Source organism: Roseixanthobacter psychrophilus (genome assembly GCF_043195195.1).
Classification (GTDB): Bacteria; Pseudomonadota; Alphaproteobacteria; order Rhizobiales; family Xanthobacteraceae; genus NCEH01.
On the sequence record NZ_JBAFWT010000002.1, the window covers coordinates 87426 to 100626 of the forward strand.

The following is a 13201-nucleotide window of genomic DNA, read 5'->3' on the forward strand; positions in this document are numbered from 1 at the left end:
CCCAAGGTCAACTCCAAAGCTACGCCTGAGTTCCCTGGCCTCGCTTAAGTTTCTTCGCCTCGCTCGGCATCCGGGCCGGGCGACCCCGATCGGGTGCCCCCGGATGCGTTGCGCTTTCGCCACATCGCCGCCAAAAGCTTGAAGTAGGGTTGAAAGCGTATCAGGATTGGACCCATGACCCGCTTCTTCTCCACTTTTCGCAGCGTCGGAATTTTGTTGGCCGCCGCTGTCGGCGCCGTTCTGCTGTTTACCTTGCTCGGCAGCCTGCTGATCGCGGTGGGCTTGTTCGTCACCGCCCTCGTGGTGGTGGGCGGCATCCGCTACCTGCTGCTCGGCAAGGGCATCGTCGAGGTGCGCACGCAGACCTATCGGGCGGGCGAATACGAGATGATCGACATCACCCCGCCCAAGCCGCCCCGGCAGGGCCGCTGAGCCGACCCGCGACGATCGCCAGCGCCTGCCCGAGGCCGCTGACGAGGCGGTTTTCCCATGCGCGGCCGCGGGTGGCCGGGCCGCCCGGCAGATGGATGAAGACCACAGGCACATGGCGCGGCGCTGCGAGCGCCAGCACGCGATAATATAGCCCGTTGCATAGATATCGCCCCGCGTCGCGGGAGACCGCGACCGGCAGGCCGGCGGCGCGCAGCGCGGCGACGAGGCGGGGCAGGTCGGCGCTGCTGCGGATTTCGCCCGGCCCCTCCGCCAGCCTGCGGCCCGTCATCGCGACGCCGCTGGCATCGGGGAACGAACCGGCGGCGTTGAGCGCCCGCTGCTCGACGCAGACGTTGCGCCGGCGGGATGCGACCCCCAGCAGCACGATGGCGTCAGGCTTCAGGTCGCGGATGCGCGCTTCGGCAAGATCGAGCGCGGCCCAGCGCGTGGGCAGGATTTCCACATGGCGCGCGAGGTCGCTAAGCGCGGGGCGGGCGAGCCGTCCGAGCCGCCGCGCCACCCGCGCGGAAGGATTGTCCGGCACGCCCGGAAACGCTCCGAAGCCGCAGATCAAGATCCGCCGTCGCTCGTCCGGCATGGTCTAGAGCCCCAGCAGCGCCGCGATCTCGTTCGCGGCCAAAGTGGGCGAGAGCGTGCCCTCGGCGACGCCTTTTTCCAGCGCCGGCACGCGCGCCTTGATGGCGGGATCGCTGGCGACGCGCTCCGCCACCTTCTCGTGCAGGAGGGTCCACATCCAGCGCACCTGCTGGGCGCGGCGCGTGGCGGCGAAGGCGCCGGCGGCCTCGCAGCGGGTGCGGTGGTTCATCACCTCCGCCCACAGCCGCTCGATGCCTTCGCCGGTGAGGCCGGAATAGGTGAGGACCGGCGGCGACCAATGGGCGGCGCGTGCGCCGAGCAGATGCAGCGCCGCGCGATATTCCCCGGCCGCCGCGCGCGCGCGGTTCAGATTGTCGCCGTCGGCCTTGTTCACCGCGACGATATCGGCCAGTTCCAGCACGCCTTTCTTGATGCCCTGAAGCTCATCGCCGGCGCCCGGCAGCATGAGCACCAGGAAGGTGTCGGTGAGGTCGGCGACGGCGGTTTCCGACTGGCCGACGCCCACGGTCTCCACCAGCACCACGTCGAAGCCGGCGGCCTCGCATAGCAGCATGGTTTCCCGCGTCTTGGCGGCGATGCCGCCGAGCGTGCCGCTGGAAGGCGAGGGGCGCACGAAGGCGTTGGGGTCGACCGACAGGCGGGCCATGCGCGTCTTGTCGCCGAGGATCGATCCGCCGGTGCGGGTGGAGGAGGGGTCCACCGCCAGCACCGCCACCTTGTGCCCCTGCTGCGTCAGATAGGTGCCCAGCGCGTCGATGGTGGTGGATTTGCCGACGCCGGGCACGCCGGTGATTCCAACGCGGTAAGCATTTCCGGTGCGCGGCAGCAGGCCCTGGAGCAGGATTTCCGCGCGCCGTCGATGATCCGGCCGGCGCGATTCGATCAGGGTGATGGCCCGCGCGAGCGCCGCCCGCTCGCCCCGAACCACACCTTCGGCGAGCTTCGCGTCGTCGTCTTTCACCGGCGTCATGACATCCCCTTCGGCGGTCGCAGCCATTTGCACGCCTCGCAAAAGGCGATGCGGGCTGCGGCGAGCATGCCGGCTCCGCGCCCTGCGCTCAATGGGCGCGGGGCGGGAACATCGCGGCAACGCCCACGTTGTACAAGCATCGTTTCCAACACAGGAGTTCAACCATGAACTGGGATCGTATCGAAGGCAATTGGAAGCAATTCACCGGCAATGTGAAGACCCAATGGGGCAAGCTCACCGACGACGACATTGCCGAGATCAAGGGCAATCGCGAAATCCTGGAAGGCAAGCTGCAGGAGCGCTACGGCCTCGCCAAGGACGAAGTGAAGCGCCAGGTGGATTCCTGGGCCAGCAACAGCCGCATCGACTGAGACGCGGCGTGAGTGAAGTAAGATTGAAAAGGGCGCCACAAGGCTGTGGCGCCCTTTTCGCGTCGCCTCAGGTTCTTGTCCACCTCAGGCGATCTTGACGATGGCGCTCGCATCCAGCCGCGCGAGCGCATCCTTTACGCGCACCCCGTCGATGCGCAGGTCGGGGGCGATTTCCGCCAGCGGCACCAGGGCGAAGGCGCGCTCCATCAGGCGGGGATGGGGGAGTTGCAAGTCGCTGTCGTCGATCCGCGCATCGCCGAATGCCAGAATATCGATATCGATCGTCCTTGGCCCGAAGCGGACCTCGCGCGTGCGGTCGCGCCCCAGCATGCGCTCCACCAGAAGAACGAGATACAGCAACCCGCGTGCATCGACCGGGCAATCCACCGCCACCACCTGGTTGAGATAGGCGGGCTGCGGCACCGGCCCCCAGGGCGGGGTGCGATAGAGCGAGGATCGCGCAGCGATGGTGAGGCCGGCGCGGGCCAGCGTCGCGACCGCGAGCGCGAGCGTTTCGCGCGGTTGCCCGACATTTCCGCCCAGGCAGAGATAGGCGCGCGTCAGGCTCATCTGGCGTCGCGGATGGCTTCCGCGACCCGCGCCGCCTGCACGTGGGCGGCCACGTCGTGCACGCGGATGATCTCGACCCCGGCCATGATGCCGATCACGTTCGAGGCGATGGTGCCCGGCACGCGCTCGGCCGGAAGGCTGTCGATCACCTTGCCGATCAGGGACTTGCGCGAGGTGCCGAGCAGCAGCGGATAACCGAGCACGCGCAATTCCGGCAGGCGCGCGATGGCTGCTAGATTCTGCGGGAAGGTCTTGCCGAAGCCGATGCCGGGATCGAGCACGATGCGGTCCTGGCGGACGCCGGCCCGTGTCGCCAGCTCCAGCGCTTTTTCGAAGAAGCCGAGCAACTCGTCAACGATATCGAGGCTTTCGTCCACCTCGGTGCGGTTGTGCATCAGCACCGCCGCGGCCTCGCTGTCCGCCACCACATGCGCCATGTCGGGATCGCGCGTGAAGCCCCACACGTCGTTGACGATGACTGCGCCGGCGGCAATGGCGCGGCGCGCGACGTCGGCTTTCGAGGTGTCGATGGAAACCGGGATGCCGGCCTCGGCCTTCAGCGCCTCCAGCACCGGGGCGACACGCGCCCATTCCTCATCGGACGGCACCGGCACATGGCCGGGGCGTGTCGATTCCCCGCCGATGTCGAGGATGTCGGCGCCTTCACTCGCGAGGCGACGGGCATTGCCGAGCGCATCTTCCACCGCAAGGCTGCGCCCGCCGTCCGAAAAGGAATCGGGGGTGACGTTCAATATGCCCATGATCAAGGTGCGCGGGCCGAGCAGCAGCGCGCGGCCGCAGGCCTGGAGCACTTTCGGGGCAAGGGGGGCGGTCATGTCGGGCGAAACTCCGTTGCCGGCTCAGGCCATCGGGCTCACGCGACCTGTCGCAGGCCGGGAACGGCGGCGACGATGCGATCCACCAGTTCCGGGCCGGCTTTCTCGCGGGCGAAGGCGACCACCTCGCGGGTGGCATCCTGCACCTGAGACATGGTCATGCCGCTTTCCATCATCTGGTCGGCGACCCGCATCAGGCGGGCCATGCCGCCGAAATGGCCGGTGGCTGCCGGAAAGGCGTCCTCCGCCGGGGGCATCAGCAGTTCGCCCTTCAGGTCGGGGATGGCGGTGACAAGATCGGCGATGGCGGCCGGCGGCGCCTCGCGCGAGAGGAAAGCGAGCACCGCCAATACGGCGGAACGGGCCACCTGCTCGCTTACCCCGACCTTGTCCATGAGCCGAGCGGTCAACTCATCCATGGGCAACTCCTTCTCGCGGTTTCGTCGGGACGGCGCGGCGGGATATTGACCGCGCCGCAGCAAGGGCGCAAGCGCGCAAAAGCATGTCGGACCACTTGCCCGAGGCGTGTTGCCCGCGCGACAAAGCAGGCAGCACGGAATGGGAGGATGGGATGGAGAGTCCTGATTCGGACGGCAAAATCTTTCTCGGCGCTAGCGTCGCAGGAAAGACGGTGCATCCCCAATATCTCAGTTTGCGCCTCGCCAACCGCCACGGCCTTGTGACCGGGGCCACCGGCACCGGCAAGACCGTGACGCTCCAGGGGATGGCGGAAGGCTTCTCCCGGGCCGGCGTGCCGGTGTTCGCGGCCGACATCAAGGGCGATCTCTCCGGCGTCGCGGCCAAGGGAGAGGGCAAGGATTTCCTGCTCCAGCGGGCCAAGGAGGTCGGGATCGCCTATGAGGCCGATACCTTCCCCGTGATCTTCTGGGACCTGTTTGGAGCGCAGGGCCATCCGGTCCGCGCCACCGTGTCCGAGATGGGGCCGTTGCTGCTGGCGCGGCTCATGGGCCTGAACGAGACCCAGGAAGGCGTGCTGAACATCGTGTTCCGCGTCGCCGACGAGGAAGGCCTGCTGCTGCTCGATCTGAAGGATCTGCGCGCGACCCTCGCCTGGGTGGCGCAGAATGCGAAAAGCCTGTCCGCGCAATATGGCAACGTTTCCGCCGCCAGCGTCGGCGCCATCCAGCGCCAGCTCCTGATGCTGGAGAACCAGGGCGCCGACAGCTTTTTCGGCGAGCCGGCGCTGGATATCCGCGACCTCATGCGCATCGATCGTTCCGGCTACGGGACGATCTCCATCCTCGCGGCCGACAAGCTGATGGGCGCGCCGCGCCTTTATTCCTGCTTTCTCCTGTGGCTGCTCTCCGAGCTGTTCGAGCAATTGCCCGAGGTGGGGGACGTGGAGAAACCCAAGCTCGTGTTCTTCTTCGATGAAGCCCATCTGCTGTTCGACGAGGCGCCGAAGGCGCTGCTGGAGAAAGTGGAGCAAGTGGTGCGGCTGATCCGCTCCAAGGGGGTGGGGGTCTATTTCGTCACCCAGAATCCGCTCGACGTGCCGCAGAGCGTGCTCGCGCAGCTTGGCAACCGGGTCCAGCACGCGCTCCGCGCCTTCACGCCGCGCGACCAGAAGGCGGTGAAGGCGGCCGCGGAAACGTTTCGCCCCAATCCCAAGCTGGATACCGCGCAGGTGATCATGGAGCTGGGCAAGGGCGAGGCCCTGGTCTCCACCTTGGAAGGCAATGGCACGCCCACAATGGTGGAGCGCACGCTGATCCGCCCGCCGTCGGCGCGGATCGGCCCGGTGAGTGCGGCGGAGCGGAGCGAGATCTTGCGCCAGAGCCCGGTCGGACATCTCTATGACACGCCGATCGATCGCGAATCGGCATTCGAGAGTCTCAAGCAGCGCGCGGCGGAGAAAAGCGCGCCGGAAGCGCACGTGCCTGAGCCGCGCGCACCGGAAAAGTCTGCCGGGCGCGCCTCGGTGCCGCGCACGGGAACCGCGCCGCCCCGCACCCCGGCCTCCACCCGCATGAGCACGACCGAAGTGGTCGTGCGGCAAGTCGCACGTTCACTCGCCTCGCAGGTGGGAACCCAGCTCGGCAAGGCGATTTTGCGGGGCATCCTCGGCAGCATCAGCCGTTGACGGCCGTACGGCAACGGTTGCGTGCCCGGTGCGATGTGGTAACAATATAGGCGAGTCGAACGTGATTGCGGGGTTACGTTCGGCCGGAGCTGCTTAACCGGCGCCCCGGCCGTGCAGTGGCCGGTGTGCTTCCAAATGGGAGCGCCCCATGAAGGTGTTGCCAACTGCTCGTATTCTTATTGTCGACTCGGACCCCGCACGCCGCGAAATCACAACTGTTGGCCTAAAGGCCCTCGGTGTCGGGGCCGTTACGGAAGTCTCCTCCATCGAAGAAGCGCTGGCCGCTCCGCGCGCTTTTGACGTGATCGTGGTTCAGGCCGCGTCGGTGGATCTGGTGCCGGACCATCCTTTCCGTGATGGGCCGGACGCCATTCCCGGCATCCTGGTCACCGAAGGGCCTTCCACCGTGCTGGCGCGACTTGCCAGCCGCGCAGGCTACGATGCCGCGATCGCTATGCCTCTGCTTCCGCGCCTGCTCTATCGGCGTATCGGCTCCGTGCTTCAGAAGGCGCGCCGCGCGCAACGGCCTGCCCTCGCGAGCCATGAGGATGGTGCCGTACGCAGTCCGCTGCTCGCCGCGAGCTGAAGACTGTTCGCGGGGCGCTTTCTGACGGGGCTTCAATAGCTTGACCTCTCGGCGGGAGGCGGGGCCGCATTTTTGCGGTCCTGCCGCCCCCGCTCCATCTTGCCTCCAGCCGCGGGGCGGCCCAGCATCGCGCCCGAGTCCCCGGCCATATGGCTGCGGGGGGCGATGAGGAGTGGCAGATGGCGCTGGACCGGGTTCTCGATCGGATCGACGCGCAACGCGATGCAAGCCTTGGCCGGCTGAGCGATTTTCTGCGCATCGAGAGCATTTCCACCGATCCCGCCTTCGCCCAGGAGTGCCGCCGGGCCGCGACGTTCGCCGCCGATTCGCTGAAGGAACTCGGCTTTTCCGCAGAAGTTCATGACACCACCGGACATCCCGTCGTGGTCGGCAAGACCCAGACCGGCGCCGCCCGCCGGGTGCTGTTCTACGGCCATTACGACGTCCAGCCGGTCGACCCCCTGGAGTTGTGGAACAGCCCGCCCTTCGATCCGCAGATCCGCACCAGCGCCGACGGCCGCGAACAGATCGTGGCGCGGGGGGCGAGCGACGACAAGGGGCAGATCTTTACCTTCCTGGAAGCCCTGCGCGCCCATCGCGACGTGACCGGAACGCTGCCGGTGGATGTGACGGTGTTGCTGGAGGGGGAGGAGGAATGCGGCTCGCCTAGCCTACCGGCCTTCCTCAAGGCCCATGGAGAGGAGCTCAAGGCCGATGTCGCTTTGGTTTGCGACACCGGCATGTGGGATCGCGGGACCCCGGCCATCACCACGTCGCTGCGCGGCATGCTGCATGCGGAGATCGTCGTCACGGGCGCAAGCCGCGACCTGCATTCCGGCCTGTTCGGCGGCGCGGCCCGCAATCCGCTCCATGTGCTCGCGCGGCTGATCGCGGATGTGCACGATGCCAAGGGCCGCATCACCATTCCCGGCTTCTACGACGATGTGCGCGAGCCGACCGCCGCCGTGCGGGCTCAATGGGAGCGCCTCGGCTTGACCGCCGAAGCCTTCCTCGGCCCGGTGGGCCTGTCCATCTCCACCGGTGAGGCGGACCGGCTGCTGATCGAGCAGATCCAGTCGCGACCCACGTTCGAGGTGAACGGCCTGTTCGGCGGCTATATGGGGCAGGGCACCAAGACCATCATTCCCGCCAAGGCGACTGCAAAGGTCACGTTCCGCCTGGTCGCGGCGCAGGATCCCAAAGCCATCCGCTCGGCCTTCGAGGCGTTCGTGAAGGCGCGCATTCCGGCCGATTGCCAGCTCGACCTGACGCTCGGCGAAGGCAGCCCGGCGGTGATGGTGCCGCCGGACAGCCCCGACCTCGCCAAGGCGGCCGCCGCGCTGGAGGCGGAATGGGGCGTCGCGCCGGTGACCATCGGCAGCGGCGGGTCCATCCCCATCGTCGGCCAGTTCAAGGCGGCGCTCGGCATAGACACGCTGCTGATCGGCTTTGCCCTGGACGATGACCGGATTCATTCGCCGAATGAGAAATACGATCTGCGCTCCTTCCGCCAAGGCACCCGCAGCTGGGCAAGAATTCTCAGCGCCTTGGCTGCGGAATAGCGCCACGCGTGGCTTCCCCCTTGCCCGCATTTCTGGCACGTAACCCGTGAAGCCGGTGCGGGGAACGCCATGACGGATGCTGAAACCGAAGGCCTGGTCGATGCGTGGGCGTTCGATGGCAAGGGGCGCGCCCGCCCGCTGATTTGGGCCGATGTGGAAGCCGGCACCTGCCCCGAGGGCGGGTTCATATGGCTCAATTTCCGCCATCACCATCGCCGCCCCCAGGAATGGTTGCGAACCCGCTCTGGGATCGAGCCCGTCATCATCGATGCCATGCTGGACGATGAATCGCGCCCCCGCTGCTCGATGTTCGCAGATGGCGCGATGCTGGTGCTGCGCGGCATCAATCTGCATCGTAATGCGCTGCCGGAGGACCCGCTTTCGGTCTATTTCTGGGTCGACGCCAAGCGGGTGATCTCATTTCACCACGAGCCGATTTCCGCCCTTGCGGACTATGCGGATTCCCTCAGCCGGCGCCATTGCGCCCATACCCAGGGCGAGATGGTCGCCGAAGTGGCGATGCGCCTCGTGGACCGCCTCGATGCGGTGGTCGCGAGCCTGATGGACGAGGCCGACGAGCTGGAAGATCTCGTCCCCACCACCGGGTCCGGCGACATGCTGCCCAAGCTTGCGGTGCTGCGGCGTGTCTCCATCAAGCTGCGCCGGCACATCGCGCCGCAGCGCGAGGCGCTGAACCATTTTTCGCTGGAGGACGATCCCTGGATCGGCCCGAAGGACCGCAACCGGTTGCGGGACGCCGGGGACCGGGTGGCGCGCTTCACCGAAGAATTGGATTCAATCCGCGAACGGGCCTCCCTGATCCGCGACCAATTGGTGGATCGGCGCGCCGAGCAGATGAACCAATCCATGCTGGTGCTGGCGGTCGTGACCGTGGTGTTCGCGCCGCTGACGCTGATCTCCGGCCTGTTCGGCATGAATGTGGGCGGCATTCCCGGCACGCAGGATCCGGATTCCTTCTGGGTCATCTCCGTGATCCTGGTGATGTTCGCGTCCGGCCTCGTGGTGTTGTTCCGCCGGCTGAAATGGATCTGATGTAAAAGCCCGCGCGGCGGCCTTTGTTCGAGGCTTCGCAGCCCTGAAAAGAAAAAGGGCACCGCGCCAAGCCTGGCCGGGTGCCCTTGCGTTTGGGGTTCTGTCCGAGGGTCTATTTGCCGCCGGCGAACACGCTCGGGAAGGTGCGGCCGCGCACGTCATAGACGCGGGCATAGACCACACCGTCGCGCTCCACCTGCACCAGGACCGGCGCCTGGACCTGCGCGCAATAGAATTCGCCCAGCATGAGCGCGAAATCCGCGCCTGAGGTATCATAGGTGGTCTGGTAGCGCGGGCCGAGTTCCTCCGCCGCCGCATTGTGCGGCCCGCAGACCGCCACCTTGAACTTGCGGCCCTGAGGCAGGGTGCGGCGATGTTCGTCCACATATTCGTCCAGCTCGGCGGCGGCCTGTTTGAACGCGAGGCCCCAATAATCCAGCATGAACTGGCTGTCCGCCCCGCGCACGCCGCCGACCAGATGGTTGTAATAGGTGTATTCGTAGGGATGGAGCTTGGCGAATTCCACCGCCGGGAAGGCGAGGCCGATCACGAACAGTCCGGCCACGACGGCGCGGGCGGGGCCGGCGGTGCGGCCGAGCCGGCTTGCATATTGCCAGATCCAATTGCCGGCGAGGCCTCCGAGCAGGGCCAGGGCCGGGGTGACGAAGACGAAATGGCGGATGCCGTTGTACATCACGGGGCGCGTGACCACGGTGAGCAGGATCGGGAAAGCCGCCGCCGAGGCGATCAGCAGGAGCATGGCCCGCCGTGTGCTCGAGCCCTTGCCGAAGAACGCGCCCAGGCCCGCCCCGGCGGCGCCGATGATCGAGAGGCCGAGGAAGATTTCCGGCATCTGCACGGAGAGCAGCGTCGGCACATAGGTGCGCGGCATGTCCGGCACGAGAACCTGTCGGCCCTCATACAGCTCGCGCCAGGGCACTTCCCAGAAATTGGAATAATAGGCCAGAGCACGCAGGGGATTGAGCGGCTCGACCACCGCCCACGGCCAGACCAGGCCGAGCACCAGATAGGAAAGCGGCAAACCGAGCGCCATCAGCCCGAGAAAGCCGGCGAACCGTTCCAACGCGGGCTTGAACCCAAGATTCCGCCATTCCACAGCCAGAAGCAGCATGAAGGCGAAGCCGGCATAGGCGACGACGATCAGCCCCAGCACCCTGGTACCGCCTGCGAGGCCGAGCGTGAAGCCGAAGAGGGTGACGGTGCGCCAAGTGGGCTTGGCATATTCGTCAAGCGCCCGGACCACGGAATAGAGCAGGCCAGCAACCGCGACCGCGAAGGGGGCATCCTTCGCATTCATGAACATATGGCCGTAATAGAGTGGGCAGATCACCAGGAGGCATAGGGCGATCAGCCCGCAGACCGGGCCGCCGAGCCGGCGCCCGGTGCGCCAGACGATGGCGAAGCCGATGATGCCGACGGTGGCTCCCAGGAGCCGACGGACGCTGAAAATATCGGCCGCCGGTATCCACTTATGGATGGCGGCGGCGATCAGGTCGAACCCACCGCCATAATAATAAAGATTTACGAACGAGAAAACGCGGTCCTGTGAGAGCCGTGAATTGAAATATTTGTACAGCAGATCGCCATATTGCGAGTGGGTGAAATCATCCCATCCCAGGCCATAGTCACCAAAGGTAAAGACGGCGAGCAGAAATAAAGCCGCGATCAGGGCCAAGGCGAAGCGATCAACGCTCGAGGCGGGCAGACGGAAGGCACTTGCGACACGCATGGAGGGAAGCTTCCAACTCTAACGCTGTGCATCAGCTCCGAAAACGTGACCGCCGCGGGGCAGCATGGCGGCTGCCTCCATTCACATCCACGTGAGCACGCGACTATTTCTGTCCAGCACAAGCTATGCAAGAAATTTATGCATTGCGCCGCAGCAATTATCGCGGCTCTACAGTCAAATGCTGCGGAAATAAGCGCGCCGGTTGAACCTTGTGCGAAATTTGCAACTTTCCCGAGGTAATTTCGATAGATCAAGCAAAAGGCCGGAGCTGAATGGCTCCGGCCTCACGGGTCTGGGGATGCGTAGAACGCCACGCGGAACGCCATTTGGCGGACCGCCCGGAGTTAAAGGCGATAAAACTCTCAGGCAGCCTTGCTGTACAGCTCGGCCACATAGTCCCAATTGACCATGTGCTCGAGGAACGCCTTGAGATAGTCGGGCCGGCGATTGCGGTAGTCGATATAATAGGAATGTTCCCACACATCGACGCCGAGCAGCGGCGTTCCGCCGTGAACCAGCGGGTTTTCGCCGTTCGGGGTCTTGGTGACGACGAACTTCCCGTCCTGCAGGGTAAGCCAGGCCCAGCCGGAGCCGAACTGACCAATGCCCGCGGCGGTGAAATCTTCCTTGAACTTGTCGAGGGACCCCATGTCCTCGATGATCTTCTTCTCGATCTCGCCGGGGATCGCACCGCCGCCATTGGGCTTCAGCCACTGCCAGAAATGCAGATGGTTGTAGTGCTGTGCGGCGTTGTTGAAGAGGCCCGCATTCTTGCCGTAGGAGCCCGTTACAATTTCCTCAAGGGATTTTCCCTCGAATTCAGTTCCCTTTAGGAGATTATTACCGTTATTGACGTAAGCGAGATGATGCTTGTCGTGATGATATTCGAGGGTCTCGCGCGACATATAGGGTGCGAGAGCGTCGTAGGAATAAGGCAGGTCGGGAAGCGTGAAAGACATCTGGCGTCTCCGCGTTCGGTCCGGGAGGAGTTCTACGACCCCCCTGCCGGTAACCGGGCAGGGGCAGGCGCCTGAACTGCGACCTAGATAGGCCGGGCAGGGGCGGGGGACAACAGCGCATCGGGCTGAATTGTTTCTTTCTCCTTCTAATGTAAAGACCGGGAGCGCGCCGGTCGTGCGTGGAGTTGGGACTATGTGGCGAATCCTGGTGGCTCTTGGTGTGTTCCTGGTGGTCGCGGGCCTTGTGGTCCTCGCCCTTGGAGCGGCGATTTTCGTGTCCTATTTCGGCAATGCCCTGATCGCCACCGGAGCGGTGAGCGTCTCCAGCGGCATTATCGTCGTCTGCCTCGCCCTGGTGCTCAAGGAAGTGGCGCGGATCAACGCACGCTTCGACGCGCTGGAAGGGCAGGGCGGTTCCGCCGGTGCCGCGCCGCTGGCGCTCGCCGACGACCATGCCGAGCGCGAAGCTCAGGAAGAGGATTACGCGCCGCTCGACGAATACGAGCCGCCGGCTGCGCTGCGCGAGCCAGCCGCCCGCGCCCGCCTGCCCTTCGGCGACGCCGAGCCAGCGCCGGATCTGCGGCGCGGCCGGGTGCTGGATCGGCCCCAGGAGCATGACGCGCCGGTGCCGGAGCGGGTGGTCGCCGAACGGGCGGGCCTCGAACGCGCGCTCGATCGCTCGCTTGAGCGCGCGGCGGAACAGATGCCGGAGCGCGGCGCTTTCGAACGGGCACCGGCGGCGCGCAATCCGCTTGACCGTCCCTCGCTCGACCGGCCGCCGCAGCCCCGCGCCCCGCAAGAGCGCCCCCCACAGGAACGGACAGCCGAGCGCAACCCGCTGGACCGCAACCCGTTCGACCGCATCCCGGCGGATCGCATGCCGTTCGCCTCCTCGCCGGAGCGCTCCCCCGAACTTCCGCTTCCCGAGCGGGCACAGGAACGCGCGCCGCAGGAGCGTCCGCCGCAGCCGCGCATGCCGCAGGATCGCGCGCCGCAACAAGACCGCACCGAACGGGCCCCGCCTCCTCGTGCCCCTCAGGAGCGTCCGGTTCAGGACCGTCCGGTGCGCCCGCGCATCGGCTCGGACCTGTTGCCCGAGCGGCAGGCGGACATCGCGCCCCAGGAGCCTTCCGCCCCGCAGGTTCCAGCGACGACCCGGCCCCCGGCGCGGCGCACCGAGATGCCTGAGCCCACCGTGCTCAAATCAGGCATCGTGGGTGGCATGGCCTACACGCTCTATTCCGACGGCTCCATCCAGGCCGAACTGCCGGACGGCGTGCTGCGCTTCTCCTCGCTGCAGGAATTGCGCGACCACGTTTCGAAATCGTCTCCGCCCAGATGAGGTGAGCGAGCCGGGTGCCTCGGGCATCCCGGCGCCACGCCCTCTCGT

14 protein-coding genes are annotated in these 13201 nt (G+C 66.3%); 7 read left to right on the plus strand and 7 right to left on the minus strand.

Annotated elements, in window-relative coordinates; all coding sequences use genetic code 11:
• The first annotated feature begins 174 nt into the window (after positions 1-174).
• Positions 175-432: a hypothetical protein gene (locus V5F77_RS02770; RefSeq protein WP_429003796.1), complete on the plus strand. Its 258-nt coding sequence runs from the start codon at positions 175-177 to the stop codon at positions 430-432.
• Here V5F77_RS02770 and V5F77_RS02775 read toward each other — a convergent pair.
• The gene (locus V5F77_RS02775; RefSeq protein WP_429003797.1) at positions 398-1030 is read right to left on the minus strand and encodes a pyroglutamyl-peptidase I family protein; all 633 of its coding nucleotides are present in this window, start codon (positions 1028-1030) and stop codon (positions 398-400) included. The two genes, V5F77_RS02770 and V5F77_RS02775, sit on opposite strands and share 35 nt — an antisense overlap.
• Before the next feature lie 3 nt (positions 1031-1033).
• On the minus strand, positions 1034-2047 hold the full coding sequence (gene meaB, locus V5F77_RS02780) for a methylmalonyl Co-A mutase-associated GTPase MeaB (protein ID WP_429003798.1): 1014 nt from the start codon (positions 2045-2047) through the stop codon (positions 1034-1036).
• A gap of 137 nt (positions 2048-2184) precedes the next feature.
• Here meaB and V5F77_RS02785 point away from each other — a divergent pair, with 137 nt between their 5' ends.
• Entirely contained in the window at positions 2185-2391 is a 207-nt protein-coding gene (locus V5F77_RS02785; protein WP_429003799.1) for a CsbD family protein, read from the plus strand.
• 84 nt (positions 2392-2475) lie between these two features.
• On the opposite strand, the gene folK is transcribed toward V5F77_RS02785, so the two are convergent.
• From folK to V5F77_RS02800, 3 genes are read right to left on the minus strand one after another with little or no spacing between them, the layout of a single operon-like run.
• Entirely contained in the window at positions 2476-2961 is a 486-nt protein-coding gene (gene folK / locus V5F77_RS02790) for a 2-amino-4-hydroxy-6-hydroxymethyldihydropteridine diphosphokinase (protein WP_429003800.1), read from the minus strand.
• The gene (gene folP, locus V5F77_RS02795) at positions 2958-3797 is read right to left on the minus strand and encodes a dihydropteroate synthase (protein WP_429003801.1); all 840 of its coding nucleotides are present in this window, start codon (positions 3795-3797) and stop codon (positions 2958-2960) included. Before folP ends, folK begins: the two co-directional genes overlap by 4 nt.
• 38 nt (positions 3798-3835) lie before the next feature.
• Positions 3836-4216 carry a DUF2267 domain-containing protein gene (locus V5F77_RS02800; RefSeq protein WP_429003802.1) on the minus strand — a complete coding sequence of 127 codons (381 nt, stop codon included), beginning with the start codon at positions 4214-4216 and terminating at the stop codon, positions 3836-3838.
• Positions 4217-4368: 152 nt separating this feature from the next.
• On the opposite strand from V5F77_RS02800, the gene V5F77_RS02805 reads away from it, so the two are divergent.
• From V5F77_RS02805 to V5F77_RS02820, 4 genes are all read left to right on the plus strand, one after another.
• Positions 4369-5901 (plus strand): helicase HerA-like domain-containing protein, encoded by a 1533-nt coding sequence (locus tag V5F77_RS02805; protein WP_429003803.1) that lies wholly within the window; start codon positions 4369-4371, stop codon positions 5899-5901.
• A gap of 148 nt (positions 5902-6049) precedes the next feature.
• The gene (locus V5F77_RS02810; protein WP_429003804.1) at positions 6050-6487 is read left to right on the plus strand and encodes a hypothetical protein; all 438 of its coding nucleotides are present in this window, start codon (positions 6050-6052) and stop codon (positions 6485-6487) included.
• Positions 6488-6666: 179 nt separating this feature from the next.
• Complete coding sequence (locus tag V5F77_RS02815; RefSeq protein WP_429003805.1) at positions 6667-8049, plus strand: dipeptidase; 1383 nt, start codon at positions 6667-6669, stop codon at positions 8047-8049.
• A gap of 69 nt (positions 8050-8118) precedes the next feature.
• Complete coding sequence (locus V5F77_RS02820) at positions 8119-9102, plus strand: zinc transporter ZntB (RefSeq protein WP_429003806.1); 984 nt, start codon at positions 8119-8121, stop codon at positions 9100-9102.
• Between the two features lie 112 nt (positions 9103-9214).
• On the opposite strand, the gene V5F77_RS02825 is transcribed toward V5F77_RS02820, so the two are convergent.
• Positions 9215-10852: an ArnT family glycosyltransferase gene (locus V5F77_RS02825; RefSeq protein ID WP_429003807.1), complete on the minus strand. Its 1638-nt coding sequence runs from the start codon at positions 10850-10852 to the stop codon at positions 9215-9217.
• Between the two features lie 362 nt (positions 10853-11214).
• Entirely contained in the window at positions 11215-11811 is a 597-nt protein-coding gene (locus V5F77_RS02830; RefSeq protein ID WP_429003808.1) for a superoxide dismutase, read from the minus strand.
• A 193-nt stretch (positions 11812-12004) separates the two neighbouring features.
• Here V5F77_RS02830 and V5F77_RS02835 point away from each other — a divergent pair, with 193 nt between their 5' ends.
• The gene (locus V5F77_RS02835) at positions 12005-13153 is read left to right on the plus strand and encodes a hypothetical protein (RefSeq protein ID WP_429003809.1); all 1149 of its coding nucleotides are present in this window, start codon (positions 12005-12007) and stop codon (positions 13151-13153) included.
• The last annotated feature ends 48 nt before the right edge of the window (positions 13154-13201 follow it).